The 25,930-nt window shown below is 71.7% G+C and carries 23 protein-coding genes; 16 read left to right on the top strand and 7 right to left on the bottom strand.

The genetic code is table 11. The features are described from left to right. Positions 1-54 precede the first annotated feature (54 nt). Genes ACGFIO_RS09525 through ACGFIO_RS09515 form a run of 3 tightly spaced genes read right to left on the bottom strand, consistent with a single transcriptional unit; the run spans position 55 to position 1,710 of the window. Positions 55-810: an aminoglycoside phosphotransferase family protein gene (locus tag ACGFIO_RS09525; RefSeq protein ID WP_392824209.1), complete on the bottom strand. Its 756-nt coding sequence runs from the start codon at positions 808-810 to the stop codon at positions 55-57. 1 nt (position 811) lies between these two features. Beyond that, positions 812-1,102, bottom strand: coding sequence for a hypothetical protein (locus ACGFIO_RS09520; protein ID WP_392824207.1), 291 nt, complete (start codon positions 1,100-1,102; stop codon positions 812-814). A 41-nt stretch (positions 1,103-1,143) separates the two neighbouring features. Further along, positions 1,144-1,710 (bottom strand): GNAT family N-acetyltransferase, encoded by a 567-nt coding sequence (locus ACGFIO_RS09515; protein ID WP_392824205.1) that lies wholly within the window; start codon positions 1,708-1,710, stop codon positions 1,144-1,146. A gap of 92 nt (positions 1,711-1,802) precedes the next feature. On the opposite strand from ACGFIO_RS09515, the gene ACGFIO_RS09510 reads away from it, so the two are divergent. The 14 genes from ACGFIO_RS09510 (at position 1,803) to ACGFIO_RS09445 (ending at position 16,654) form a co-directional block, all read left to right on the top strand. Then, positions 1,803-3,035, top strand: a complete 1,233-nt coding sequence (locus tag ACGFIO_RS09510) for a winged helix-turn-helix domain-containing protein (RefSeq protein WP_392824202.1) — start codon at positions 1,803-1,805, stop codon at positions 3,033-3,035. Further along, entirely contained in the window at positions 2,939-3,535 is a 597-nt protein-coding gene (locus tag ACGFIO_RS09505; protein WP_392824378.1) for a DUF2752 domain-containing protein, read from the top strand. Before ACGFIO_RS09510 ends, ACGFIO_RS09505 begins: the two co-directional genes overlap by 97 nt. A 16-nt stretch (positions 3,536-3,551) precedes the next feature. After that, positions 3,552-4,352, top strand: coding sequence for a thymidylate synthase (locus ACGFIO_RS09500; protein WP_392824201.1), 801 nt, complete (start codon positions 3,552-3,554; stop codon positions 4,350-4,352). A 91-nt stretch (positions 4,353-4,443) separates the two neighbouring features. Next, on the top strand, positions 4,444-4,926 hold the full coding sequence (locus ACGFIO_RS09495) for a dihydrofolate reductase (RefSeq protein WP_392824199.1): 483 nt from the start codon (positions 4,444-4,446) through the stop codon (positions 4,924-4,926). Between the two features lie 24 nt (positions 4,927-4,950). Then, entirely contained in the window at positions 4,951-5,844 is an 894-nt protein-coding gene (gene dapA, locus ACGFIO_RS09490; RefSeq protein WP_392824196.1) for a 4-hydroxy-tetrahydrodipicolinate synthase, read from the top strand. A gap of 25 nt (positions 5,845-5,869) precedes the next feature. Continuing rightward, positions 5,870-7,558, top strand: a complete 1,689-nt coding sequence (locus ACGFIO_RS09485) for a ribonuclease J (protein WP_392824194.1) — start codon at positions 5,870-5,872, stop codon at positions 7,556-7,558. Between the two features lie 76 nt (positions 7,559-7,634). Then, positions 7,635-9,167: a S1 family peptidase gene (locus tag ACGFIO_RS09480; RefSeq protein ID WP_392824192.1), complete on the top strand. Its 1,533-nt coding sequence runs from the start codon at positions 7,635-7,637 to the stop codon at positions 9,165-9,167. A 129-nt stretch (positions 9,168-9,296) separates the two neighbouring features. After that, the gene (locus ACGFIO_RS09475; protein WP_392824189.1) at positions 9,297-11,789 is read left to right on the top strand and encodes a DNA translocase FtsK 4TM domain-containing protein; all 2,493 of its coding nucleotides are present in this window, start codon (positions 9,297-9,299) and stop codon (positions 11,787-11,789) included. Between the two features lie 18 nt (positions 11,790-11,807). Then, positions 11,808-13,259: a 30S ribosomal protein S12 methylthiotransferase RimO gene (gene rimO, locus ACGFIO_RS09470; RefSeq protein WP_392824187.1), complete on the top strand. Its 1,452-nt coding sequence runs from the start codon at positions 11,808-11,810 to the stop codon at positions 13,257-13,259. Next, on the top strand, positions 13,256-13,828 hold the full coding sequence (gene pgsA / locus ACGFIO_RS09465) for a CDP-diacylglycerol--glycerol-3-phosphate 3-phosphatidyltransferase (protein ID WP_392824185.1): 573 nt from the start codon (positions 13,256-13,258) through the stop codon (positions 13,826-13,828). Before rimO ends, pgsA begins: the two co-directional genes overlap by 4 nt. Further along, positions 13,825-14,304 carry a CinA family protein gene (locus ACGFIO_RS09460; RefSeq protein ID WP_392824183.1) on the top strand — a complete coding sequence of 160 codons (480 nt, stop codon included), beginning with the start codon at positions 13,825-13,827 and terminating at the stop codon, positions 14,302-14,304. The genes pgsA and ACGFIO_RS09460 overlap by 4 nt, the downstream gene beginning before the upstream one ends. A gap of 165 nt (positions 14,305-14,469) precedes the next feature. After that, positions 14,470-14,868 carry a helix-turn-helix domain-containing protein gene (locus ACGFIO_RS09455; RefSeq protein WP_392824180.1) on the top strand — a complete coding sequence of 133 codons (399 nt, stop codon included), beginning with the start codon at positions 14,470-14,472 and terminating at the stop codon, positions 14,866-14,868. A 148-nt stretch (positions 14,869-15,016) separates the two neighbouring features. Beyond that, positions 15,017-15,880: a PspA/IM30 family protein gene (locus tag ACGFIO_RS09450; protein WP_392824178.1), complete on the top strand. Its 864-nt coding sequence runs from the start codon at positions 15,017-15,019 to the stop codon at positions 15,878-15,880. A 6-nt stretch (positions 15,881-15,886) separates the two neighbouring features. Continuing rightward, on the top strand, positions 15,887-16,654 hold the full coding sequence (locus tag ACGFIO_RS09445; protein ID WP_392824175.1) for a hypothetical protein: 768 nt from the start codon (positions 15,887-15,889) through the stop codon (positions 16,652-16,654). On the opposite strand, the gene ACGFIO_RS09440 is transcribed toward ACGFIO_RS09445, so the two are convergent. Continuing rightward, entirely contained in the window at positions 16,643-17,440 is a 798-nt protein-coding gene (locus ACGFIO_RS09440) for a DNA-formamidopyrimidine glycosylase family protein (protein WP_392824172.1), read from the bottom strand. The genes ACGFIO_RS09445 and ACGFIO_RS09440 overlap by 12 nt on opposite strands. An 18-nt stretch (positions 17,441-17,458) precedes the next feature. Here ACGFIO_RS09440 and ACGFIO_RS09435 point away from each other — a divergent pair, with 18 nt between their 5' ends. Beyond that, positions 17,459-18,190, top strand: a complete 732-nt coding sequence (locus ACGFIO_RS09435) for an N-acetyltransferase (protein ID WP_392824170.1) — start codon at positions 17,459-17,461, stop codon at positions 18,188-18,190. 155 nt (positions 18,191-18,345) lie between these two features. Here ACGFIO_RS09435 and ACGFIO_RS09430 read toward each other — a convergent pair whose 3' ends face one another. Beyond that, positions 18,346-19,134, bottom strand: a complete 789-nt coding sequence (locus tag ACGFIO_RS09430; protein ID WP_392824169.1) for an S-adenosyl-l-methionine hydroxide adenosyltransferase family protein — start codon at positions 19,132-19,134, stop codon at positions 18,346-18,348. A gap of 71 nt (positions 19,135-19,205) precedes the next feature. On the opposite strand from ACGFIO_RS09430, the gene ACGFIO_RS09425 reads away from it, so the two are divergent. Continuing rightward, positions 19,206-20,132 (top strand): LLM class F420-dependent oxidoreductase, encoded by a 927-nt coding sequence (locus ACGFIO_RS09425; RefSeq protein ID WP_392824167.1) that lies wholly within the window; start codon positions 19,206-19,208, stop codon positions 20,130-20,132. Between the two features lie 257 nt (positions 20,133-20,389). On the opposite strand, the gene ACGFIO_RS09420 is transcribed toward ACGFIO_RS09425, so the two are convergent. Then, on the bottom strand, positions 20,390-20,878 hold the full coding sequence (locus tag ACGFIO_RS09420) for a hypothetical protein (protein WP_392824165.1): 489 nt from the start codon (positions 20,876-20,878) through the stop codon (positions 20,390-20,392). A 311-nt stretch (positions 20,879-21,189) separates the two neighbouring features. Continuing rightward, entirely contained in the window at positions 21,190-25,746 is a 4,557-nt protein-coding gene (locus tag ACGFIO_RS09415) for an ATP-dependent helicase (protein WP_392824163.1), read from the bottom strand. Between the last annotated feature and the right edge of the window lie 184 nt (positions 25,747-25,930).

Below are 25,930 nucleotides of genomic sequence, written 5' to 3'. Positions count from 1 at the left end.
GTGGTGCTGACCGTCGCTCCCGCCGAGGTCGCTTCGCTCCACGTGCGTGAGTGGTCACCCTTGGAAAAGACCGCGGTTCTCCGCGGTCCACCGGATGCGTCCCGCCCCCTCGTCGTAAAACTCCGCAGGCCAGGACGCCTGCGGCTGGTGGCCGGCGTCGCGCAGGTGCAGGGCCCGCTCGGCCACCGCGCGCTGCTGCTCGAGGACGGCGTCGTAGAGGCCGTCGGTTCCGGTCAGCCCGTAGGCGGCGGCGAACGTCTCGATCCGGGCCCGCCGGTCGGGTGGCGCGGGATAGCGCAGCCAGCGGAGGCATTCGTCGTCCGGCCGGAACGGCGCGACGTACTCCAGGGCGTAGGCGACGTCGTGCCGCCGGGGCTGCGGCCAGGCGTAGTCCCAGTCGAGGATGCCGACCGGGGTGGTGCCACGCCAGACCAGGTTCCACGGGCCGAAGTCGCCGTGGCTGACCACGTCGTCGCCGTGCGGCGTACCCGTCGCGTCGGCCCAACGGGTGTCCGCCGGTGGCCGGAAGCCGGCCACCGCGTCGTGATAGTCCCGCAGCAGCCGGGCCATGGCGACCAGTCCCGCCTCGGTCACCACCGCCGACCAGCCTTCCGGCCCCGACTCACCCTCCAGATAGGTGAGCACCTCCCGGCCTTCCGCGTCGACGCCCAGCACCCGGGGCGAATACGGGAAGCCCACGCTCTCGAGATGCCGCAGCAGCGCGTGGATGCTCTCCGACCAGGCGTGCATCGGCCGCCGCACGGTGTTCCCGACCCGTTCCACCCGGCGGTGCGGCGAGTCCTGCAGCACCTCACCCATGGTCGTTGGCGAGGCGGCGCAGCCCCGGGGACGGGATGATCCGCAGGGCCGCGTTGCGTTCGGCGCAGACGGCGAGCGCGTCACCCAGCGCGCCCCGCATCGCGTCGATCGCGTCGTCGGCCAGGTCGGACGCCTCGTCGAAGGCCAGCGTCAGGGTGGTGACCGGGGCCTCGTGCAGCCGGAACGCGTCGTTCACCATCCGGTGCAGCTCGTGGGCGACCTGGATGGTGAGCTGCCCGTGGATGTGGATGGTGTCCTGCTCATCGGTGAACATGCTGCCCATCGGGCCGATGGTAGTCAGCCGGCGCGAGCGGGCCCCGGGCGTCAGTCGTCGAGGGCGAGCGAGACGTGCAGGCGGAGCTGGGGCACCAGCATGTCGTCGACGTCCAGGGCCCGGCCGGCCCCGTCCGGTTCCCAGCCGGTGCTGGTCAGGAACTTGCGCATGGCCGGGTCGGCGTCGTAGACCCAGGCGACGGCCGACTTGAAACCGTCTTCCTTCCACAGGTCGACGGTCGCGGCCAGCAGGCGGCTGCCGTGACCGCGCCGGCCCCAGCGCGGCTCGATCAGCAGGTCGGTGACCGCGGCCACGTCGTCGCCGAGCGGCGGTTCCTCGGGGGCCAGGGCCTGCTCGTCGGCGGGGCCGGCGGCGGCGAACCCGACGGTGGTGGTCAGCTCTTCGCCCTGCTCGACGGCGATCAGCACGCGGTGCCGGGGTGACGGTGGCGCCTCGATCGCCGCGGTCCAGCCGCGGGTGAGGTAATCCTCGTCCAGGTTGGCCAGGACGTGCGCGGGGAACATCCGGCGGTACGCCGTACGCCAGGTGCTGAGCTGGATGCGGGCGATGTCCGCGGCGTCCGACGGACGTGCGGGGCGGACGTAGCCGAGTGCCATCCCGCGAGCCTACAGCCGCGCCTCGTAGCCGATCTCGGGCCGTCGGCCGGCACGCGTCGATTCTGTCGTACCCCTGGACTAGATTTCCGACCGTGACCATTCCGGAGACCTTGAGCGTCGCGCAGGCCCGCCGGATCACGTTGGCCGCACAGGGTTTCCTCGACCCCAAGCCGGGTGGCGCCACCGACCTGCGTCACCTGCGCCGGGTGCTGCGCCGGCTGCACCTGATCCAGATGGATTCGGTCAACGTGCTGCAGCGCGCGCACTTCATGCCGCTCTATTCCCGCCTCGGGCCCTACCCGATCGAGCTGATCGAGCGGGCGGCCTACCGCCGGCCGCGCGAGCTGTTCGAATTCTGGGGCCACGAGGCGTCGCTGATCACCACCGACCTGCAGCCGCTGTTCCGCTGGCGGATGGAGCGGGCCGCCGACTTCGCCTGGGGCTCGATGACCCGCATCGCCCGTGAGCAGCCCGAGCTGGTGGCCTGGGTGCTCGACGAGGTGCGCGGGCGCGGGCCGATCACCGCGGCCGAGATCGAGCACGACGCACCCCGGCGCACGGACAACTGGGGGTGGAACTGGTCGGTCGTCAAGCAGGCGCTGGAGTGGCTGTTCTTCACCGGCCAGGTGACCGCGGCCGACCGGACGACGTCGTTCGCCCGGCGCTACGACCTGACCGAGCGGGTGCTGCCCCGCGCGGTGCTGGAGGCGCCGACCCCGGCCTACGAGGACGCGATCCGGGCGCTGGTCCAGTTGTCGGCCCGGGCCTTGGGCGTGGCGGCCGAGGGTGAGCTGCGCGACTACTTCCGGCTGCCGGTGGCCGGGTTCAAGCAGGCGGTGGCCGAGCTGGTCGAAGACAAAGTGCTCGAGCCGGTGACCGTGCAGGGGTGGAAACAGCCGGCCTACCTCCACCACGAGGCCCGCCGGCCTCGCTGGGTCCGCGCGTCGACCCTGGTCAGCCCGTTCGACCCGCTGATCTGGGAGCGGTCCCGGACGGAACGGCTGTTCGACATGACCTACCGGATCGAGATCTACGTGCCGGCCCCGCAGCGGACCTACGGCTACTACGTGCTGCCGTTCCTGCTGGGCGACCGGTTCGCCGCCCGGGTCGACCTCAAGGCCGACCGCAAGGCGGGGGTGCTGCAGATCCCGGCGGCCTGGATCGAGCCGCACGCCGACCAGGACGAGACCGCTGTCGCGCTGGCCGCCGAGCTGCGCCGGCTGGCCGGCTGGCTGGGGCTCGGCGAGGTGGCGGCGCCCGAGCGTGGCGACCTCGCCGGGCCCTTGGCGGCGGCGCTGACGAGCAGCCCGGCCGGTGTACCGTGACGCCCATGACGACCGAGACGGTGCCGGCGCCTCCGCCCCCGCACTACGGCGGCTCCGACCGGGTCTCCCGCACTCTCAACCGGCTGTGGTATGGCTCTCCGGTGTGGGTGGCGCCGGCCGCGATGCTGGCCTGCATGGGTTCCGCGCTGGCGTACACCGAGCTCGCTCACCCGACCCAGGCCGGCGCCGGGGACGCACCCAGCTGCCTGCTGAAATACACCACCGGCTTCATCTGCCCGGGCTGCGGCGGCACCCGCGCGGCGTGGTATCTGATGCATGGCGACCTGCCGGCCGCGGCGCGGCACCACGCGCTGTTCGTCTTCGCCGTCCCGTTCCTGCTCTACATGTACGTGGCCTGGGCCGGGCGGCGCGTCTTCGGCTGGAAGCTGCCGCAGCTCACCCTCGGGCCTAAGGTGCTCGGAGTGTTCCTCGCGGTGTGGGGTGTCTGGAGCGTGCTCCGAAACCTGCCGTGGGCGCCGTTCACCTGGTTCTACGTCTGATCACGAGGGTTGGCCGATGACCGTCGACACACAATACGAACAGTTGCTGCGCAAGGTCCTGGAGACCGGCGTCCCCAAGGGCGACCGGACCGGCACCGGCACGGTCAGCCGGTTCGGCGAGCGGCTGCGCTACGACCTGTCGGCGAGCTTCCCGCTGATCACCACCAAGCGGGTGCACTTCAAGTCGGTGGCGGTCGAGCTGCTCTGGTTCCTGCGCGGCGACAGCAACACGGCGTACCTCAAGGAGCACGGGGTCAAGATCTGGGACGAGTGGGCCGACGCGAACGGTGACCTCGGCCCGGTCTACGGCTACCAGTGGCGTAACTGGCCGACCCCGGACGGCGGCCACATCGACCAGATCGGCAAGCTGCTCGACACCCTGCGGACCAACCCGGATTCGCGGCGCATGGTGGTCTCGGCATGGAACGTGGCCGACCTGCCGTCGATGGCACTGGAGCCGTGTCACGCCATGTTCCAGTTCTACGTGGCCGACGGCCGGCTGAGCTGCCAGATGTACCAGCGCAGCGCCGACATGTTCCTCGGCGTCCCGTTCAACATCGCCAGCTACTCGCTGCTCACCCGGATGATCGCCGACCAGGTCGGGCTGCTCCCGGGCGAGTTCATCTGGGTCGGTGGCGACTGCCATGTCTACGCCAACCACGTCGACCAGGTGCGTGAGCAGCTGACCCGCGAGGCGTTCCCGTTCCCGCGGCTCCAGCTGGCGGTCCGCCCGACCCTGTTCGACTACTCCTACGAGGACTTCGAGCTGGTGGGGTACGAACACCACGCCGCGCTGAAAGCGCCGATCGCGGTTTGAGCGGCGACAGGTCCTCGCTCTCCGCCCGGAGCGCGGCCGGTGTCGACGTGGCCGGTCCCGGGGCGCGCGGCGGGGCACCGGGAGGCGTGGGATGAGCGTGCATCTGATCTGGGCCGAGGCCCGGGGGCGGGTGATCGGCGCCGGGGGTGGCATCCCGTGGCGGCTGCCCGGCGAGCAGGCGATGTTCAAGCAGCGCACGATGGGTTCGACGGTGGTGATGGGCCGGGGCACCTGGGAGTCGCTGCCCGCGCGGGTCCGGCCGTTGCCGGGCCGGCACAACGTGGTGCTCTCTCGCGGCCCGATCGACGGCGTGGAGTCGGCGGCGAGCGTCGATGAGGTGCTGAAGAAGTATGACGATTTCTGGGTGATGGGGGGCGGGGCGGTCTACGCGGCTTTCCTCCCGTACGCGACGCACCTGGTTCGCACCGAAGTTGATCTTGAAGTGCGCGGGGACACCTACGCGCCGCCGGTGGACGACTGGCCGGGGTCGCCCGGTGAGTGGCAGATCACGGACACCGGTGTCCGGTGGCGGGTGGTGGAGCACGTCCGCGCGGAAGCGCCGCGAAATGCCTGAGCCACGTCCGATAGGTTGTGGGGTATGAGCCAGGACCCGCGGCCCTTCGGACGGCTGCTGACCGCCATGGTGACGCCGTTCACCCGCGACGGCGCGCTGGACCTCGACGGTGCCCAGGCCCTCGCCGCCTACCTGGTCGATGAGCAGCGCAACGACGCGCTCGTGATCAGCGGCACCGGCGGTGAGTCGCCGACCACCACCGACGCGGAAAAGGAAGCGCTGATCCGCGCTGTGGCCGAGGCGATCGGCGACCGGGCCAAGATCGTCGCCGGGGTGGGCACCAACAACACCGCGCACTCGGTCGAGCTGGCCCGCGCGGCCGAAAAGGCCGGGGCACACGGCCTGCTGGTGGTGACGCCCTACTACAACAAGCCCTCCCAGCCGGGCGTGGCCCGGCACTTCACCACGATCGCGGACAGCACCGGGCTGCCGGTCATGCTCTACGACATCCCGCACCGCTCGGGCATCCCGATCACCACCGAAACCCTGATCGAGGTGGCCGCGCACCCGGGCATCGTCGCGGTCAAGGACGCGAAGGGCGACCTGGCCGGCACGTCCGAGGTGATGCGCCGCACCGGCCTCGCGTTCTACTCCGGCGAGGACGCCGCCACGCTGCCCCTGCTGTCGATCGGGGCGGTCGGTGTGGTCGGCACCTCGACCCATTTCGTCGGTGCCGTCGCCAAGGACATGATCTCCGCGTACGAGCGCGGCGACGTGGCCGGGGCGCTGGCGCTGCACCGACAGGCGCTGCCGCTGTTCACCGGCATCTTCCGGGCCCCCGGCACGGTCTTGGTCAAGGCCGGGCTGAACGCCCTCGGCCGGCCGGCCGGTCCGGTGCGCCTGCCGCTGGTGGACGCCACCGCCGAGCAACTGGACCAACTTCGCAGGGATGCTGCCGACGCCGGCATCGCCCTCTGATCAATCGGAAAGAATCAGAAACTTCATGAGTCAAGCTCACCTGGAGCTGGAACCGCCCCCGCCACTGCCCGAGGGCGCTCTGCGCGTCATCCCGCTGGGCGGCCTGGGCGCGATCGGCCGCAACATGACGGTGTTCGAGTTCGACGGCAAGATCCTGATCGTCGACTGCGGTGTGCTGTTCCCCGATGTGGAACAGCCCGGCGTCGACCTGATCCTGCCCGACTTCGCGCCGATCCTCGACCGCCTCGACGACGTGCAGGCCATCGTGCTCACGCACGGCCACGAGGACCACATCGGCGCGGTGCCCTACCTGCTGGCCCACAAACCGGACATCCCGCTGGTCGGGTCCGAGTTCACGCTGGCCCTGGTCGAGGCCAAGCTGGCCGAGCGCCGCCTCGACCCGTACACCCTGACCGTCCGGGAGGGCCGCCGCGAGCAACTCGGGCCGTTCGAGTGCGAGTTCTTCGCGGTCAACCACTCGATCCCGGACGCGCTCGCCGTCGCCGTGCGTACCCCCGCCGGCCTGGTCCTGCACACCGGCGACTTCAAGATGGACCAGGTCCCGCTGGACGGCCGGATCACCGACCTGGCCGGCTTCGCGCGGCTCGGCGCCGAGGGCGTCGACCTGCTGCTGTCCGACTCGACCAACGCCGAGATCCCCGGCTTCGTGACGCCCGAGCGCGACATCGGCCCGGTGCTCAGCACGATCTTCGGCAAGGCCCGGGGCCGGATCATCGTGGCCAGCTTCGCCTCCCACGTGCATCGGGTGCAGCAGGTGATGGACGCGGCCTACGAGTACGAGCGCAAGGTCGCCCTGATCGGCCGGTCCATGGTCCGCAACATGGGCATCGCCCGCGACCTGGGCCTGCTCCGCATCCCCGACGGCCTGCTGGTCGGCATGGACGACGCGATGAACCTGCCACCGGACGAGGTCGTCTTCATGTCGACCGGGTCGCAGGGCGAGCCGATGAGCGCGCTGGGCCGGATGGCCAACGGCGACCACCGGCACATCAGCATCGAGTCCGGCGACACCGTGGTGCTGGCCAGCTCGCTGGTGCCGGGCAACGAGACCTCGGTCTACCGGGTGATCAACCGGCTGGCCCGGGCCGGCGCGACGGTGGTCCACAAGGAGACGGCCAAGGTCCACGTCTCCGGTCACGCCCCCGCCGGCGAGCTGCTCTACCTGCTCAACGTGACCCGGCCCAGCAACCTGATGCCGGTGCACGGCGAGTGGCGCCACCTGCGCGCGCACGCCCAGCTCGGCATCGAGTCGGGGGTCGCGCCCGACCGCGTGGTCCTGTGCGAGGACGGCGACGTGGTCGACCTGGTCGAGGGGCACGCCCGCCTGGTCGGCAAGATCGAGAGCCGCTACGTGTACGTGGACGGGCTGGCCGTCGGCGACGTCAGCGAGTCGCTGCTGACCGAACGCCGGATCCTCGGCGACGGCGGCTTCATCTCGGCCACCGTGGTGATCGACTCGGTCACCGGCAAGGTCGTCGGCGAGCCCAGCATCTCGGCCAAGGGCTTCTCCGAGGACCCCGAGGCGTTCGGCCCGGTGATCCCGCTGCTGACCCAGGCGCTGCATCGCTCGGCCGAGGACGGCATCACCGACCCGCACCAGTTGCAGCAGGTCGTGCGCCGGACGGTGGGCCGCTGGGTCAACGACGCCTATCGACGACGGCCAATGATTGTGCCCACTGTCGTAGAGGTTTGAACCCTTCGAAGCTTGTCTCCGTATTTCCGGTCACGGCGCCGCCCCCACGGCGCCCGTGTCGAGGGGAGTGCGGAGTATGCAGCGCAAGCGGATCGCCATCGCGGCGGTCGCGGTAGCGGCGACGGGGGCAGCGGTGGCGTTCACGCTGCCCTCGATGGCGGGAACCACCCCGTCGTCCGGTGGTGCGAGCCGGACGGCCGCCGCCGGGGACGTTGCCCCGCAACTGCTCGCGGCGATGCAGCGGGACCTCGGTCTGAACGCGGACCAGGCGCGCGCCCGGCTCAAGCGGGCCACGTGGGCGAGTCGGGTCTCGTCGACGCTCGCGGCGCAGACCGGCAAGGAGTACGCCGGTGCCTGGCTGACCCAGGACGGCATGACCCTCAAGGTCGCGGTGACCGACAAGGCCCAGGCCAAGCTGGTCGAGAAGGCCGGCGCCGAGCCGGTGCTGGCCGAGCGCAGCGCGCAGGCGCTGGACGCCGCCAAGCAGAAGCTGGACGAGGCCCGGGCCGCGGCGACCAAGCTGACCGGTTGGTACGTGGACAACCCGACCAACAAGGTCGTGGTCGTCGCCCAGCCGGGTGAGACCAAGTCGGCGTGGGCGTTCGCCGAGGACGCCGGGCTCGACCTGGACGACGTCTCGGTGAAGACCGCGCCACAGGCCAAGCCGCTGGCCGACGTGCGGGGCGCCGACCCGTACATCATCAACGGCAACGCCCGCTGCTCGATCGGCTTCGCGGTCGAGGGCGGCTTCGTCACCGCCGGGCACTGCGGCGTGCCGGGCGACACCACCACCGACATCAACGGCGGCGCGCAGGGCGAGGTCACGTTCTCGGTCTTCCCCGGTGACGCCGACATGGGCGTGGTCGCGGTCGCCGCCAACTTCGCCGACGAGCTGCTGCCCGTGGTCAACGACTTCGACGGCAACCTGCTGCCGGTGGCGGGCAGCACCGAGGCCCCGGTCGGCGCCGCGATCTGCCGGTCCGGTTCCACCACCGGCCTGCGCTGCGGCGTGATCCAGGCCAAGAACCAGACCGTCACCTACCCCGAGGGCGCGGTCACCGGCCTGACCCAGACCGACGTGTGCGCCGAGGGTGGCGACTCCGGCGGTTCGTGGCTTTCCGGTGACCAGGCCCAGGGTGTGACCTCGGGCGGTTCCGGCGACTGCACGGTCGGCGGCACCACGTTCTTCCAGCCGGTCAACGAGATCCTGGCCACCAACGACCTGACCCTGCTGACCAGCGCCGGCGGCCAGGCTCCGCCGGCCGGTGGCGAGGAGCCCCCGGCCGACGCCGCCGGCAACTGCGCCGACCTGCCGATCAACGGCCAGAGCGAGATCAACCGGGCCGGTGCCACGCAGGTCCAGCCGCAGGGCGGCGCTTTCCAGGCCAACGCCGGTGAGCAGAGCGCCTGCCTGCAGAGCCCGGACGGCGCCGACTTCGACCTGGTGCTGCAGCAGCGCACCCGGCAGGGCTTCCGGACGGTCGCCACGGCGAAGGGTGAGAACGGCACCAAGACCCTGACCTTCAACGGCCAGGCCGGCACCTACCGCTACATCGTCGCCGCCACCTCGGGCAGCGGCGCGTACACCATGGGCATCAGCGTTCCGTAAGGGTTCCCGAATCAGCTGCCCCGCACCCCGGTCTTCCTCCGTCCGGGCTGCGGGGCAGCACCATGTTCGACGCCCATCCATCGGTGCGGCAAACCGATGGACGGGCATCACGCGATTACCGTGAGGACCATGGCGGGCCGTACTCCTCCGGCGAGCCGGGGCCGAAACGCGTCCACGACGCGCGGCGCCGCGTCCACCCCTGCCCGCAAGCAGGCGGCACGCCAGCCCACTCGCCGCGCCCCGGCCAAGCGGGCCACGGCCAAACGCGCTCCCGCCCGCAAGTCGGCCAACTCGGGCATCCTCGTCCGCGGCTTCGGCGCCCTGTTCATGGGGGCCGCGCACAGCGTGGGCTGGGTCGCCCGCAGCGTCGGCCGGCAGGCGGCGACGGCCAAGGACATCGACCCGGAGCACCGCCGCGACGGCGCCGGTTTTCTCCTGCTCGGGCTGGCCATCCTGGTCGGTGTCGCGGTCTGGGGCGGTGGTGCCGGTCCGGTCGGCGCCCGGCTGGCCGACGCGGTCCGGCTCTTCTTCGGCGGCCTGTCCGTGCTGCTCCCGCTGCTGCTGCTGGTCGGCGCGATCCGGCTGATGCGCAAGCCGGCTGACCCGGAGCACCGCGGCCGGTCACTGGTCGGCTGGAGCGCGATCATCATCGCCACGGCCAGCCTGCTGCACGTGTCCCAGCGGCCCGTGGACGACGTGGCCATGGACAAGGCGGGCGGGCTGATCGGTTACGCGATCGGGGCGCTACTCGAACGCGCGGTGACCGCCTGGGTGGCCGTACCCCTGCTGATCCTGCTCCTGATCTTCGGTCTGCTGGTGATCACGGCGACGCCGATCAACAAGATTCCCGAGCGCGTGATGCTGCTCGCCGACCTGCTGATGGGGCGTACCCCCCAACCGCCTTCCCCGGACGAGGAGCCGCTCGAGGACGAGGAACCGGACGAGGAGGAGCCGGTCAAGACGCGGCGTCCGGCCCGGCGCCGGCAGGGCTCGCTGGCCGACGTCGGGCTGGCGCCCGAGGAGGAAGACCCGATCGTGCACGACACGGTCGTCCTGCCGAAAGCGCGCAAGCCCATCCCGCCGCCCGCGCCGCCGGAGCACTCCGATCCGCTGCCGACCCGGGCCGAGCAGCTGGAGATCTCGTCGGTGCCGGGCGACTACCGCCTGCCGCCGCCGACCCTGCTCGGCAAGGGCAGCACGCCGAAGACCCGCAGCAAGGCCAACGACGAGGTGATGAACGCGCTGACCGGCGTGTTCGACCAGTTCAACGTCGACGCGCAGGTGGTCGGCTTCACCCGCGGCCCGACCGTCACCCGCTACGAGGTCGAGGTCGGACCGGGCGTCAAGGTCGAGCGGATCACCCAGCTCAGCCGCAACATCGCGTACGCCGTGAAGAGCCCCGACGTGCGCATCCTGTCGCCGATCCCGGGCAAGAGCGCGGTCGGCGTGGAGATCCCCAACACCGACCCGGAGAACGTCTCGCTCGGCGACGTCCTGCGGTCCCGGGCGTCCACCGCCGACCACCACCCGATGCTGGTCGCCCTGGGCAAGGACATCGAGGGCGGCTTCGTGGTGGCCAACCTGGCCAAGATGCCGCACATCCTGATCGCCGGCGCGACCGGTGCCGGTAAGAGCTCGTGTCTCAACTCGCTGCTGGTGTCGATCCTGACCCGGGCCACCCCGGACGAGGTGCGGCTGCTGCTGGTCGACCCCAAGCGGGTCGAGATGACCGCCTACGAGGGCATCCCGCACCTGGTCACGCCGATCGTGACCAACCCCAAGAAGGCCGCGGACGCGCTCGAGTGGGTGGTCCGCGAGATGGACATGCGGTACGACGACCTGGCCGCCAATGGGGTCCGGCACATCGACGACTTCAACCGCAAGGTCCGCAGCGGCGAGATCACCGCGCCGCCGGGATCCGAGCGCGTGATGAAGCCGTACCCCTATCTGCTGGTGATCGTCGACGAGCTGGCCGACCTGATGATGGTCGCGCCACGCGACGTCGAGGACAGCGTGGTACGGATCACGCAGCTGGCCCGGGCGGCCGGCATCCACCTGGTCCTGGCCACCCAGCGGCCCTCGGTCGACGTGGTGACCGGCCTGATCAAGGCCAACGTGCCGTCCCGGCTGGCCTTCGCGACCTCGTCGCTGGCCGACTCCCGGGTCATCCTCGACCAGCCCGGCGCCGAGAAGCTGCTGGGCCGCGGCGACGGGCTTTTCCTGCCGATGGGTGCGAGCAAGCCGGTCCGTATCCAGGGCGCCTGGGTCGACGAGAAAGAGATCCACGCGGTCGTCAAGTTCTGCAAGGACCAGCGCGAGGCCGAGTTCGCCCAGGGGGTCACCGACGCGCCGCCGAGCAAGAAGAAGGACATCGACGAGGAGATCGGCGAGGACCTGGAGGTGCTCATCCAGGCCATCGAGCTGGTCGTGACCTCACAGTTCGGCTCCACCTCGATGCTTCAGCGCAAGCTGCGGGTCGGCTTCGCCAAGGCCGGCCGGCTGATGGACCTGATGGAGACCCGGGGCATCGTCGGCCCGTCCGAGGGATCCAAGGCCCGGGAGGTGCTGGTCAAGCCGGACGAGCTGGAGGAGACCCTGGCGACCCTTCGGGTCGACGACTGACCCCGGTAGCCTTACCTGGTGCCCGCCCACGAAGAACCCCGCCGTGTCGCCCTCCTGACCCTCGGCTGCGCCCGCAACGAGGTCGACTCCGAGGAGCTGGCGGCACGCCTCGACGCGGGCGGCTGGCAGGTCAGCACCGATGCCGACGAGGCCGACGTGGTGCTGGTCAACACCTGTGGCTTTGTCGAAAAGGCGAAACAGGACTCGATCGAGACGCTGCTGGCCGCTTCCGAGACCGGCGCCAAGGTGGTCGCGGCCGGGTGCATGGCCGAGCGGTACGGCAAGGAGCTCGCCTCGTCGCTCCCCGAGGCCCAGGCGGTTCTCGGCTTCGACGACTACACCGACATCGCCGCCCGGCTCGACCAGGTCCTGGCCGGCGAGCGGATCGAGGCGCACGTCCCACGCGACCGGCGCGAGCTGCTGCCGCTGACCCCGGTGCAGCGCCAGTCGGCCAAGGTGGTGGTGCCCGGGCACGCCACGGTCGACGAGCACACCCCGGCCCATCTGCGGCAGGTGCTGCGCCGCCGGCTCGACAGCGGCCCGGTGGCGTCGCTCAAGCTGGCCAGCGGCTGCGACAGGCGCTGTGCGTTCTGCGCGATCCCGGCCTTCCGTGGCGCCTTCGTCTCCCGTGACCCGCAGGAACTGCTGGCCGAGGCGGAGTGGCTGGCCAAGACCGGGGTGCGCGAGCTGGTGCTGGTGAGTGAGAACAGCACGTCGTACGGCAAAGATCTGGGCGATCCCCGCGCGCTGGAAAAACTGCTGCCCCAGCTGGCCGCGGTCGACGGCATCGTGCGGGTGCGCGCGAGCTATCTGCAGCCCGCCGAGACCCGCCCCGGCCTGGTCGAGGCGATCGCCACCACGCCCGGCGTCGCCCCCTACTTCGATCTTTCCTTCCAGCATTCCAGCGAGCCGGTGCTGCGCCGGATGCGGCGGTTCGGGTCGACCGCGAAGTTCCTCGACCTGCTTGCTTCGGCGCGCTCGTTCGATCCTTCGATCGGCGCGCGGAGCAACTTCATCGTCGGCTTCCCGGGCGAGACCAAGGCCGACTTCGACGAGCTTTGCCGGTTCTTGAGCGAGGCGCGGCTGGACGCGATCGGCATCTTCGACTACAGCGACGAGGACGGCACCGAGGCCGCGGGCATGACCGGCAAGGTGCGCGGAGACACCGTCAAGCGGCGGTACGACCGGATCACCGCCCTGGCCGACGAGCTGTGCAACCAGCGGGCCGAGGAGCGGTTGGGTTCGACCGTCGACGTGCTGATCGACACGGTCGCCGACGGCGAGGTCGAGGGGCGGGCCGAGCACCAGGCGCCCGAGGTCGACGGCTCGACGACGCTGGTGGCCGGCGACTCCGGGGTCGACCTGGCCGTGCTGCGGCCGGGTGACCTGGTCCGGGCCCGGGTCACCGGCACCGAGGGCGTCGACCTGGTCGCCGTGCCGTTTGAGATGATCTCCGCGGCCGCGAAGTGACCGAACCCGGGCCGGTGGCCGTCCCGCTGCTGAACCCGGCGAATGTTCTCACCGTCGTCCGGATCATCCTGGTTCCGGTGTTCGTGGCCACCGTGGTCGTGTCCGCGATGGTCGACCCCGGCTGGCGCGTCGTGGCCTGCCTGACCTTCTGCGTGGCCTCGGCGACCGACTTCGCCGACGGCTGGATCGCCCGGCGCTACTCGATGGTCACGTCGTTCGGCAAGGTGGCCGACCCGATCGCCGACAAGGCGCTGACCGGCACCGCGCTGGTGCTGCTGTCGATCTACGGCGACCTCGCGTGGTGGGTCACGGCGGCGATCCTGGTGCGCGAGTGGGGGGTGACGGCGCTGCGCTTCTGGGTCATCCGGTACGGGATCATCCCGGCCAGCCGTGGCGGTAAGGCCAAGACGGCGCTGCAGATCGCGGCCATCGCCTGGTATCTCCTGCCGATGCCGTCGCCTTTCGATGTGGTCGGGCCGTGGCTGATGGGGGCGGCGCTGGTGGTGACGCTGGTCACCGGGGTCGACTACGTCGTTCAGGCGGTCCGCCTCCGCCGGGCCCGTTCATGACCGCTTTGCTCGCGGTGCAACGTCTTCTTTCCCTGTCGCAAACCGTCGCCACCGCCGAGTCGCTCACCGGCGGTGCGCTGGCCGGCGCTTTCGTCGAGATTCCCGGGGTCAGTGCGGTGTTTCGTGGGGGCCTGGTCGTTTACGCGACCGATCTCAAGCACTCGTTGGCCGGGGTTTCGTCGTCGTTGTTGCGAGAGCGCGGCCCGGTCGATCCCGACGTCGCCCTGGCCCTGGCCCGTGGCGCTCGCTCTCGATGCGGGGCCGACTGGGGGATGGCCACCACGGGAGTCGCCGGACCCGATCCGCAGGACGGCAAACCGGTCGGAACGGTCTATGTCGCCGTCGCCGGGCCCGCCTCCGCCGACGTCGAACATCTCCAGCTCACCGGCGACCGGGCTACGATCCGCGCCGGAACCGTGACAGCGGTGTTAAACCTGCTCGTCACCCAGCTGGGCCGCGCGAACCCCGGTACCTGACCCCGGCCTGCGGGAATGCCGTTTCGTCGGAGATCGTTGGGGCGGGGGTGCCAGGCGGGCCCGATCCGGAATTCGGCGGGGCGGGATGTCGGCGTGGCTCGCAGCGGGTACGGTTGCGGGAAGCCTCCGGCGGTTGCCGGTGGCCCCGCCGCAGGAGGAGGTGCCATGGTCCTGCTACGCCGGGTTATCGGTGACGCACTTCGGGCGCGCCGGCAGGGACAGCACCGCACACTGCGCGAGGTGTCCACCGCCGCCAACGTCAGCCTGGGTTACCTCTCCGAGATCGAGCGCGGGCAAAAGGAAGCGTCGAGCGAGCTGCTCGCCGCCATCTGTGACGCCCTGGGCGCACGCCTGTCCGAGGTACTGAGCGACGTCAGCAACACGCTGTCCCTCGCCGAGGGCATGGAAGGTGTTCTGACCCCGCTGTCACCCTCGCTGCCCGAGCAGCAGCAGAGCTCGGCCGCCGACGGGGACGTCAAGGTCTCCGTACGCCAGGACTCGCCGCTCAAGGCCACTCTGCGGACCACGCGCAAGCGCGGCCGCGACATGATCTACGCGGCCTGATCTGCTCTCGCTCCTCTCAGGTGCCGGGCGTAGCCTCTGTTAGGGGAGACCCTGATAACTCCCTGAGGTCACGTGACGACGGTGGCATGGGGCTGCAACGATGGATCGCATCCATCGGGCCGAGCGACATTTGAGGGAGAACGGCGATATGGCGAACCCGTTCGCTAAGGGCTGGCGTTACTTTTTGGCGCTCTTCGGCGCGAAGATCGACGAGTACGCCGACCCGAAGGTCCAGATCCAGCAGGCCATCGAGGACGCTCAGCGCCAGCACCAAGCGCTCGTCCAGCAGGCCGCCGCGGTCATCGGCAACCAGCGCCAGCTCGAGATGAAGCTGTCGCGCCAGATGGGCGAGGTCGAGAAACTGCAGGGCATGGCCCGGCAGGCGCTCGTGCTGGCCGACCGGGCGCGTGCGGGCGGTGACGAGTCCGAGGCGCAGAAATACGAGGCGACCGCGACGACGCTGGCCACCCAGCTGGTCTCCGGCGAGCAGTCGATGGAGGACCTCAAGACCCTCCACGACCAGGCGCTCTCCGCAGCCGGCCAGGCCCGCAAGGCGGTCGAGAACAACGCGATGGTGCTGCAGCAGCGCATCGCCGAGCGGTCCCGCCTGCTGAGCCAGCTCGAACAGGCCAAGATGCAGGAAACCGTGGCCCGCTCCCTGGAGTCGATGTCGTCGCTGGCCGCGCCGGGCAACACCCCGTCGCTGGACGAGGTGCGCGACAAGATCGAGCGCCGGTACGCCGACGCGATGGGCCGCGCCGAGCTGGCCTCCAACTCGGTCGAGGGCCGCATGCTCGAGGTGCAGAAATCGAGCCTGGACATGGCCGGATCGTCCCGGCTCGAGCAGATCCGGGCGTCGATGGCCGGCGACCAGCTGGGCGCCAAGCCGAACACGCCCGCGGTCGAGCAGGGCAACACCGCCCCGGCGGCCGACCCGGCCAGCGTGGCCCGGCTCGACGAGATCCGGGCCAGCATGAACCAGAAGCGCGGCGACACCAGCGCGGCGGGCTGATCGGCGATGGACGAGCGGACGCGCTACTTCCGCCGGCTGCGCAAGCTGCGTGGCTCGGCGCGGCGCTGGAGCGTCATCGGTGGCGGCCTGGCCGCGGCGACCGCCGTCCTCACCCCGTACGCCGGCATCGGCATCCCCGACGCGATCTGGGCCGCCGCCGCCGGCGGCTCGGTCGCGCTGGCCGTCTGGCGGCACCGTGACCACCGGGAGCTGGCGGCGATCGAACCGCCGCCGGCCCCGCCGCCGCAGCTGCCCGGAGCCAAGCTGGTCGCCGCGGTCGAGCGCTTCCCGGCCGGCAAGAGCATGCTCAACGAGGTCCGCCGGCAACGCGAGCGCTACGCCCTGCGCGGCTCGGCCGTGGCCAAGTCGTGGGACCGGCTCGACCGGGCCAGCGCCACCCTGCAGTCGCTCTCGGCCCGGCTGACCGGGCCCGGCTCCGAAGCGGTGCTCGAGGCCGCGTCGGCCGAGGAATGGCTACGCGACCTGGGCCACCGGGCCGCCGGCGTCGAGCGGGCCATCCCGATCAGCCCGGCCGACCAGCAGCAGGCCCTGCAGGCCTCGCACGAGAGCCTGTCGACGCAGTTCGCCGAGGGCGTGACCGCCTACGAGCGGCTGGTCGCGGCGGCCGCGAGCTGGGTCGCCGAGGACGGGCAGCCGGTCGCCGACGAGCGGCACCCGAGCTTCTTCCGGCTGATCGAGGCCACCGACCGGCTCCGTGGCCTGGCCGACGGCCTGTCCGAGCTGCGCCGCTACGGCAACTCGTCAGCCGCCTGACCCCGTCGACTCCGGCTGACAGTACGGACACCAGTAGGTCACGCGTTCGCCCAGCTCGGCCTGGCGGATCGCGGTGCCGCAGCGGCGGCAGGGCTGGGCCTTCCGCCCGTACACGTAACTCGTCTCACCGCGCCGCAGCGAACCGGTCGTGGTCTGGGTCCACCGGCCCTTGTTGCTGGCGACCAGCTTCTGCGCCAGCGTGACCATGCCCGGCAGATCGTCGACGTCGCGGACCGGCCGCCACGGCCAGACACCGCGCAGAAACAGCGTCTCCGCCTTGTAGAGGTTGCCCACGCCGGCCAGGTTGCGCTGGTCGAGCAGCGCTTCGGCGATCGTCACGTCCGGTTCGGCGGCGATCCGGCGAGCCGCCTCGCCGGCATCCCAGTCCGGGCCGAGCAGATCCGGGCCCAGATAGTCGAGCCGGCTCTCCTCGGCCGTCGAGAACAACGCCACCTCGTGCAGGTGGTAGCCGACCGCGACCGCCTTCCGGGTGTGCAGGGCGACCCGGATCAGGTGGGCCGGCCGGCCGGTCCAGCGCTCGCCCGGGCGGTACGCGCGCCAGGCACCCTCCATCCGCAGGTGCGAGTGGAGGGTGAACCTCTTGTCGCCCCGGCTCAGCCGCAGCAGCAGGTGCTTGCCGCGGCTGGCCGACTCCGCCACCGTCCAGCCGGACAGATCGGTGGTCGCCAGCTGCGGCACACGGAAGTCCGACTTCGTCAGCACCTCGCCGACGATCGCGCGCTCGATCACCCGCGCGGTGTTATAAACGGTGTCCCCCTCCGGCATGCTCCCTATCCTGCCCTGATGGACCTCGACATAACGTCTCCGGCGGAGGACCCCGCGCGCTGGGACGTCTGGGACGAACTGGACGGCTTCTGGCCGGAGTTCATGACGCAGGACCCGACGAGCGGGTTCTACTACGGCTATCTGCGTACGCACTTCGCGGCGCACTGCCTCGTCGCGGTCGATCGGTCCACCGGCCGGGCCGTGGCCAAGGCCCACTCGGTGCCACTGTCCTACGACCTCGGCGCCGATCCGCTGCCCGACGGCGGGTGGGACTGGGCCGTCCGGCGTAGCGTGCACGATCGGCTCACCGGGACCGAGCCGACCATCGCCTCCGCGCTCGAGATCATGATCCGGCCCGACCTGCGCGGTGCCGGCCTGTCGGCGGTCATGCTCGGCGCGATGCGCGCCAACGTGGCCGAGCTCGGCTTCCGCGACCTGATCGCGCCGGTGCGGCCGACCGGCCGGTCCGGGCCGATCCGCGAGTACGCCCACCGCACGCGCCCCGACGGCCTGCCGGTCGACCCGTGGCTGCGGGTGCACGTCCGCGCCGGCGGCCGGATCGTCAACGTGGCCCACACCAGCATGGTGATGACCGGCCGGCTCGCCCAGTGGCGCGGGTGGACCGGCCTGCCGTTCGACACCGACGGCCCGGTCGACGTGCCGTCAGCTCTGGCCCCGGTGCAGGTGTCGCTGGCCGACGACGTGGCCGTGTACGTGGAACCCAACGTCTGGGTCCACCACCGCCTCTAGACGTTCTTCCTACAGTCCGCGCGGGCCTCTGCGTGTCGCGCGGGCCTCTGCGTGTCGCGCGGGCCTCTGCGTGTCGCGCGGGCCTCTGCGTGTCGCGCGGGCTTCTGCGTGTCGCGCGGGCTTCTCTGCGCCGCGCGGTCCCGCGGGTGCCGGCGCTATCGGTTGGCCACGCGGACCAGGTCGCCCGGTGTTACGGAGAGCACGACGACGGCGCGGCCGTTGTTGACGGCGATGGCCATCTGGCCGGCCGAGTCCTCGTACACCAGCAGATCGCCCTGCTCGACATCGGCGAACGTGGCGCCGCGCCGGGCCCGCACGCCACCGTTGAGGAGCAGGTCGTGGCCCAGGCCGCCGAGCAGCCCGCCGGTCGCGGCCAGCTGCACGTTGCCGAAACGGTCGACGGTCAGCACCTCGGCCTCCACGTACCCGTCGCCCAGGGTCACCACCGGCGCGGGCAGCCGGACCAGCGTGCCCGGGTCGGCCCGGGGCCCGGCCTCGGTCAGCTCGGCGCCCAGCGCGATCCGGGCGGCGGCCGGCGCGAACAGGTCCCGCCCGTGGAAGGTCCGCGACAGGTCACCCAGGAACCAGTCCTTGTTGGACAGCTCGACCACCGTGTCGATGCCGCCGAGCGCCTCCGCCGCCGGGATCAGCAGGCCGTTGTCCGGGCCGACGAGCACACCGCCCGGTGTCGCGATGGCCAGACCGCGGCGGTCGGTGCCGACCCCCGGGTCGACGACCGCGCAGTGCACCGACTCGGGCAGGTAGGGCGCGGTCTGCGCGAGCACGTGCGAGCCGCGGGTGACATCCGCCGGCGGAACGTGGTGGGTGATGTCGATGACACGTACGTCCGGCGCGACTCGGGCGATAGAGCCGTGACAGGCCGCCACGAATCCGTCGAAGGTGCCGTAGTCCGTCGTGAGACTGATCCATCCATAGCGACCCATGGTCGTCAACGTTATCGTCTGCGCACACAGAGTGGCGGTTGCGTCCCCTCTTTTGTGGCACGATTTTGATCATGCGTCTCGTCACGTTCATCGAACCCCAGAACGGCGCCACCTACGACCAGCAGCGCCGGGTCGCCCAACTGACCGAGGACCTGGGATTCGACGGCTTCTTCCGCAGCGACCACTACGTGGCGATGGTTCCCGACGGCCGGCCCGGGCCCACCGACTCCTGGGTAACCTTGGGGGCGCTGGCGGTGCAGACGTCCCGCATCCGGCTCGGCACGCTGGTCAGCTCGGCGACGTTCCGGCTGCCCGGCCCGCTGGCGATCAGCGTCGCCCAGGTCGACGAGATGAGCGGCGGCCGGGTCGAGCTGGGCCTCGGCGGTGGCTGGTTCGAGCCCGAGCACGCCGCCTACGGCATCCCGTTCCCGCCGACCCGGGAGCGCTTCGACCGGCTCGAGGAGCAGCTGGAGATCGTCACCGGCCTGTGGACGGCGCCCGGCCCGTACTCGTTCGAGGGCCGCCACTATCGGCTGTCCGACTCTCCGGCGCTGCCCAAGCCGGTGCAGAGCCCACGCCCCCCGATCATCGTCGGCGGCAAAGGCAAGAAGCGGACCCCGGCGCTGGCCGCCCGCTTCGCGGACGAGTTCAACGTGCCGTTCTCGTCGGTCGCCGACGGTGCGTCGCTCTTCCGACTGGTACGCGATGCGTGCGAGGCGGCCGGCCGATCATCGGTGCCGTCGTTCTCGGCCGCGGTGGTGCTCTGCGTCGGCCGGGACGAGGCCGAGCTGGCCCGCCGAGCCGACGCGATCGGCCGTAGCGTCGAGGAACTGCGCGGCGCCGACGACGCGATGGCCGGCACGGTCGACGAGGTCGTCGACAAGCTCGGCCGCTGGGGTGCGGCCGGAGCGGAGCGGATGTTCCTGCAGACGCTCGACCTGTCCGACCTGCACCACCTGGAGCTGGTCGCCTCAGCGGTGGCGCCGCAGCTCAGCTAGGGCCCGGCCGGCGGATCTGCCGCGTCGTGGCTTGCCTGGGCCCGGCTGGCGGATCTGCCGCGTCGTGGCTTGCCTGGGCCCGGCTGGCGGATCTGCCGCGTCGTGGCTTGCCTGGGCCCGGCTGGCGGATCAGTCGCGTCGTGGCTTGCCTGGGGCTTGGCCGGCGGATCAGCTATGCCGCAGCTCGCCTGGGCCCGGCCGGCGGATCTGCCGCGTCGCGGCCACGAGCCCGTTCCCAGAGGCGCTCCACTCCGCTCCTAGAGGCGCTCCACGATTTTGGGTACGTCCTCGCCGGTGGCCAGGACGGTGTCGCAGTGTTCGCAGGTCAGTGCGTGTGGGAGCACCAGGTTCGACTGGATCGAGGCGCGGCCGTTGCGGCCGTCCGGGCACGTGTAGGGCAGCTCGAACCGTACCCAGCCGGTGCCGACCGGCGCGGAGGCCTGGTCGCGTTTGGCGTCACGGAACGGCGCCCACCACTGCTGCACGACGACGTGCAGTGCCTTCCGGTCGCGGCCGCTCATCGGGTCGAAGCCGGCCACCCGCGCCGGGGCGAAGTGCTTGCCTCCGTGCGACCGGTCGCCGGTGCAGACGGCCCGCTCGCCGCCCACGGTGAGAAACGTGGTGCGGCCTTGGCGTTCGCAGATGAAGCAGTCGAGGCTCAACTCGAACGAGTGCCCGAAGTAGAGATTATGGAACGGCGCCTCGGCCAGCGCGATGGTCGCGGTGATGTCCAACGTCCGCAGCATGCCGAAGATCGTGGCACGCGCCCGCATCGCGGGCGAGGTCCCAGTTTGTTCTGGCGTTTGAGGCGCGCGGCCCCGGGGTGTTCTGGCGCGGACACCCGCGATCCCCGGCTTGGTGTGTCGGTCAGCCGCGGACGCCCCCGCTCCCCGCGGTGGTGTGTCGGTCAGCCGCGGTGCCTGGGTTGGTGTGTCGGTCGGCCGCGGTCGGCTGCGGTGCCTGGGTTGGTGTGTCGGTCGGCCGCGGTCGGCTGCGGTGCCTGGGTTGGTGTGTCGGTCAGCCGCGGACGGCCGCGGTGCCTGCTTTGATGGGACGGTCAGCCGCGGAGGCGGAGGCCTCGGGGGGTTGCGCGGAAGCCCGCCGCCGTCAAGGCGTCGCGCAGCGGGGAGGCGTTGACCGATTCGCCGTCGGCGCGTTCGACCGACATCGCGCCGAGGGCGCCCGACCTGACGGCCCGGGCCAGCCCCTCGCCCGCCGCGATCAGCGACTCCTGGTCGTCCACGAACGACAACAGCGTGCGGCCGCCGCGCTCGACATAGAGAACAAGCTCGCCACCGACCAGCACCACGAGGGCGCCGGCCTTGCGACCGGCGCGGTGGCCGGCCGCCGCGACCTTTTCGCCGTCGCCGCTGTCGACCACGCGTTCCGGCCAGGGCAGCGCGGCGCCGTACGGGTTGGCCGGATCGGTGGAGGCCAGCACCACCGCCGACACCCCGGTGCGCCGGGTCAACTCGGCCGGCTCGGCCAGGGCGCGCAGCCGGTCGACGGCCCCGGGCACCGCGAACTGGGCCGCCCCCAGCCCCTCGACAAAATAGCCGCGCCGGGCCGCGCCGCGTTCCTCCAAGGCACCGAGCACCGGATAGACGGCCGCGAAGCCGCCGGTCACGCCCTCGGCCATGACCGCGCCGCGGGTGATCACGCCGTGGCGTTCGAGCAGCAGGTCGGCCAGGGCGGTCGCGCGGCGGGTCGGGTCGAGGTCGCGGTCGGGCAGGCGGGACCAGCGGCCGGCCATCGCCGGCGGTCCGGTGCGGGACGGCATGGCGGGACGGCCCAGGCGGCCGGGGCGGCGGTAGCGGGTGCGGGCCGGAGCCGCCTTGGCCCGATGGGCGCCGCTGCTGCCGAGCAGGCCCCGCAGCGGCGCGAACGTGTCGTTGGTCAGGTGGCCGGCCCAGACCAGGTCCCACACCGCCGAGGTCAGAGCCGGGTCGTCGGTCGAGCCCACCCGGTCGGAGAGCGAGCGGAAGAACAGCGCCTGCCCGTCGCCGAGCGTCTCGAGCACCGACTGGTGCAGGGGAGTCAGGGCCAGCTCGTCATCGGGCGGGGGCAGCAGGAGGGGCGCCGTGTCGGCGTACGCCACAGTGATCCACCCGTCGTTGGCACCCACCGAGCCGGCACCGGCCCACACCAGCTCGCCCGAACCGGTCAGCTCGTCGAGCAGCGCGGGCGTGTAGTCGGCCACCCGGGCCGGCAGCACCAGCCGTTCCCAGGCCGAGGCCGGCACGGCGAGCCCCTGCAACTGCTCGACCGCGGCGGCGACCGCGTCCACCCCGCGCGCGTTGCCGCCGACCTGATGCCATCGGGGCAGGAACGCGGCCAGCACCTTGGGCGGCACCGGCTCGATCTCGCGGCGCAGCGCGGCCAGCGACCGGCGGCGCAGCAGTCGCAGCACCTCGGCGTCGCACCACTCGGCGCCAGCCCCCTCGGGCGAGAACTCGCCGCTGACCACCCGGCCGGTGGCACTCAGCCGTTTCAGGGCCTGCTCGACCACGAACACGCCCAGCCCGAAATGCGCGGCGCAGGTGGCCGCGGCGAACGGCCCGTGCGTGCGGGAGTATCGGGCGACCAGGTCACCGAGCGGGTCGGCGACCGGTTCGAGGTAGGCCTCGGCCACGCCCACCGGCAACGCCACACCCAGCGCGTCACGGTAGCGGCCCGCGTCCTCGACGCCGATCCACCGCTCCTCGCCGGCGATCCGCACCCGCAGCGCACGCCGGGCGCTTTCCAGGTCGCGGACCCAGTCGAGCTCGACGTGGCGGGCGGTCAGCGCGGCGTCGGACAGGTCACCCAGCAGTCGCAGCAGCTCGGCGGCGTCCTCGGCGTCGCGCGGCGTGCGCTGCGGGGTCAGCCATTGCAGCTGGTTTTCCGACTCGGCCACCACCGCCGGGTCGAGCAACTCGCGCAGGTCGACCCGGCCCAGCAGCTCGCCCAGCAGGGTGGAGTCGAGGGCCAGGGCGGCGGCGCGGCGCTCGGCCAGCGGTGCGTCGCCCTCGTAGAGGAAGGCTCCCACGTACCCGAAGAGCAGCGACCGGGCGAACGGCGACGGCCGCGGCGTCTCGGTCTCGACCATGCGGACCTTGCGGCCGGCGATCTCGCGCATCAGGCCGACCAGGCCGGGCAGGTCGAAGACGTCCTGCAGGCACTCGCGGGCGGCTTCGAGGGTGACCGGGAAGTCGGCGAACTCACGGGCCACGTCGAGCAGCTGCGCCGACCGCTGACGTTGCTGCCAGAGCGGCTGGCGGCGGCGTGGGTCGCGGCGGGGCAGCAGCAGCGACCGGGCGGCGCACTCACGGAAACGGGAGGCGAACAGGGCCGACGTACCCACCGACTCCTCGACGAGCTGGCTGATCTCCTCGGGGTCGAAGGCGACCAGGTCGGCGCCCGGCGGCTCCTCGGCGGTGTCCGGGAGCCGGATGACGATGCCGTCGTCGGAGGGCATGACCTGGCCGTCCACGCCGTACCGTTCGCCTAGCCGGCGGGCGATGGCCAGGGCCCAGGGCGCGTTCACCCGGGCGCCGAGCACACAGTGCACGGTCATCCGCCAGTCGCCCAGCTCGTCGCGGAACCGCTCGACCACGACCGTGCGGTCGTCGGGCAGATGACGGGTCGCCTCGCGCTGCTCGCGGAGATAAGCCACCAGGTTGCCGGCCGCCCACTCGTCCAGGCCCGAGTCACGCAGCGAGGCGATCGCCTTGTCGTCGGAGTTCTTCGCCAGGCTACGAAGCCGGGCGCCGATGGCCCGGCCCAGCTCGACCGGCCGGCCGAGCGCATCGCCTTTCCAGAACGGCATGCGCGCCGGTGCCCCCGGAGCGGGCGTGACCAGCACCCGGTCGGGCGTGATGTCCTCGATCCGCCAGGACGTCGAGCCCAGCAGGAAGACGTCGCCGACGCGGGACTCGTACACCATCTCCTCGTCGAGCTCGCCCACCCGCGCGGCCTTTTCCGAGCCGGCCAGGAAGACCCCGAACATGCCCCGGTCGGGGATGGTGCCGCCGCTGGTCACGGCCAGCCGCTGCGCGCCCGGCCGGCCGGTCAGCTGGTCGGTGCCGCGGTCCCAGACCAGGCGGGGCCTCAGCTCGGCGAACGCGGTCGACGGATAACGCCCGGAGAGCATGTCGAGCACCGCGCGCAAGGCCGAGTCGGGCAGCTCGGCGAACGGCGCCGCCCGCCGGACCAGGGTGGCCAGGTCGTCGAGGTGCCAGGTGTCGAGGGCGACCATGGCCACGATCTGCTGGGCCAGCACGTCGAGCGGGTTGCGGGGATAACGCAGTTCCTCGATCGCGCCCTCGGACATCCGCTCCGAGACGACCGCGCAGGAGACCAGGTCACCGCGGTGCTTGGGGAAGACGACGCCACGGGACACCGCGCCGACCTGGTGCCCGGCCCGGCCGATGCGCTGCAGGCCGGCCGAGACCGACGGCGGCGCCTCGATCTGTACGACCAGGTCGACCGCGCCCATGTCGATGCCCAGCTCGAGGCTGGAGGTGGCGACGACGGCGGGGAGGCGGCCCGATTTCAGCGCCTCCTCGATCTGTTTGCGCTCCTCACGGGACACCGAGCCGTGATGGGCCCGGGCCACCACCGGATCGGCGCCGCGCGTGCCACCGGCCTGCGCCATGATCTCGGCGGGCGGCCGCGCCGGCTCGGGCGCCGGCTCACCCGCGCGCTCGGCGGCCAGCTCGTTGATGCGGGCGCAGAGCCGTTCGGCGCCACGGCGCGAGTTAGTGAAAACGATGGTCGACCGGTGCGCCTCGATGAGGTCGAGCACTCGGTCCTCAACCGCAGGCCAGATCGAGGGCTGGCGGCGTACCCCATCGGGATTGTCGAGATCTTGATCCTCGATCTCGTCGAGGCGGGTCATGTCCTCGACCGGGACCTGCACCTCGACTTCGATGGTCTTGGCGCTCGGCGGCTGCACGATCTCAACCTGGTGGGCGCCGCCGAGGAAACGGGCGGTGTCGTCGATCGGCCGCACCGTCGCCGACAGGCCCACCCGCTGAGCCGGCTTGGGCAGCAGCTCATCCAGCCGTTCCAGGGAGAGCGCGAGGTGGGCGCCGCGCTTGGTCGCCGCGACCGCGTGCACCTCGTCGACGATCACGGTCTGCACGCCGCGCAACGACTCGCGGGCGGCCGAGGTCAGGATCAGGAACAACGACTCGGGTGTGGTGATAAGCACATCGGGCGGGGTGCGCTGGAAGCTGCGGCGCTCGTCGGCCGGGGTGTCGCCGGTGCGCATGCCGACGGTGATGCCGGGTGGTGGCACGCCCAGCCGGCCCGACGCCTGCCGGATGCCGGTCAGCGGGGCGCGCAGGTTGCGCTCGACATCCACCGCCAGCGCCTTGAGCGGGCTGACGTAGAGGATGCGGCAGCGCTGTTTCGGATCTTTGGGAGCCGGCTCGCGGGCCAGCCGGTCGAGCGACCAGAGGAACGCGGCCAGCGTCTTGCCCGAGCCGGTCGGGGCCACGACCAGCGCGTTGTGCCCCGCGCCGATGGCCCGCCACGCCCCCGCCTGGGCTGAGGTGGGCGCAGCGAAGGCGGCCCGGAACCACTCTCGCGTGGCCGGCCCGAACTGCTCCAACACCTGCTCTTCTGGCACGTCGTCAATGGTGCCCCGGGGGTACGACAAAAACGGCCCGACGCCGTCGCACCGCGCGTCCCCGGACTCATCTATCGGTCATCCGAGCATGAGTAGGACCGTCGACCAGCGCTTTCGCATGACCGGAAGGACCATGGTGCGGTCCCGTGGGCTGCGGCACATTGACAGGTATCGCGTTCGATGT

This window comes from Actinoplanes sp. NPDC049265 (assembly GCF_043197135.1).
In the GTDB taxonomy this organism is placed as follows: Bacteria; Actinomycetota; Actinomycetes; order Mycobacteriales; family Micromonosporaceae; genus Actinoplanes.
Note: the sequence above shows the minus strand (reverse complement) of the source record. Positions and strands in the feature narration are given on the sequence as shown.

Excerpts from the sequence above, each read along its gene's own strand:
- ACGFIO_RS09445 (WP_392824175.1), top strand. The coding sequence starts at position 15,887 with ATGGACGAGCGGACGCGCTACTTCCGCCGGCTGCGCAAGCTGCGTGGC.
- dapA (WP_392824196.1), top strand. The coding sequence starts at position 4,951 with ATGAGCCAGGACCCGCGGCCCTTCGGACGGCTGCTGACCGCCATGGTG.
- ACGFIO_RS09435 (WP_392824170.1), top strand. The coding sequence starts at position 17,459 with ATGGACCTCGACATAACGTCTCCGGCGGAGGACCCCGCGCGCTGGGAC.
- ACGFIO_RS09480 (WP_392824192.1), top strand. The coding sequence starts at position 7,635 with ATGCAGCGCAAGCGGATCGCCATCGCGGCGGTCGCGGTAGCGGCGACG.
- ACGFIO_RS09515 (WP_392824205.1), bottom strand. The coding sequence starts at position 1,710 with ATGGCACTCGGCTACGTCCGCCCCGCACGTCCGTCGGACGCCGCGGAC.
- ACGFIO_RS09460 (WP_392824183.1), top strand. The coding sequence starts at position 13,825 with ATGACCGCTTTGCTCGCGGTGCAACGTCTTCTTTCCCTGTCGCAAACC.
- ACGFIO_RS09475 (WP_392824189.1), top strand. The coding sequence starts at position 9,297 with ATGGCGGGCCGTACTCCTCCGGCGAGCCGGGGCCGAAACGCGTCCACG.
- ACGFIO_RS09500 (WP_392824201.1), top strand. The coding sequence starts at position 3,552 with ATGACCGTCGACACACAATACGAACAGTTGCTGCGCAAGGTCCTGGAG.
- ACGFIO_RS09450 (WP_392824178.1), top strand. The coding sequence starts at position 15,017 with ATGGCGAACCCGTTCGCTAAGGGCTGGCGTTACTTTTTGGCGCTCTTC.
- ACGFIO_RS09520 (WP_392824207.1), bottom strand. The coding sequence starts at position 1,102 with ATGGGCAGCATGTTCACCGATGAGCAGGACACCATCCACATCCACGGG.
- ACGFIO_RS09485 (WP_392824194.1), top strand. The coding sequence starts at position 5,870 with ATGAGTCAAGCTCACCTGGAGCTGGAACCGCCCCCGCCACTGCCCGAG.
- ACGFIO_RS09425 (WP_392824167.1), top strand. The coding sequence starts at position 19,206 with ATGCGTCTCGTCACGTTCATCGAACCCCAGAACGGCGCCACCTACGAC.
- ACGFIO_RS09455 (WP_392824180.1), top strand. The coding sequence starts at position 14,470 with ATGGTCCTGCTACGCCGGGTTATCGGTGACGCACTTCGGGCGCGCCGG.
- ACGFIO_RS09430 (WP_392824169.1), bottom strand. The coding sequence starts at position 19,134 with ATGGGTCGCTATGGATGGATCAGTCTCACGACGGACTACGGCACCTTC.
- ACGFIO_RS09440 (WP_392824172.1), bottom strand. The coding sequence starts at position 17,440 with ATGCCGGAGGGGGACACCGTTTATAACACCGCGCGGGTGATCGAGCGC.
- ACGFIO_RS09420 (WP_392824165.1), bottom strand. The coding sequence starts at position 20,878 with ATGCTGCGGACGTTGGACATCACCGCGACCATCGCGCTGGCCGAGGCG.
- ACGFIO_RS09495 (WP_392824199.1), top strand. The coding sequence starts at position 4,444 with ATGAGCGTGCATCTGATCTGGGCCGAGGCCCGGGGGCGGGTGATCGGC.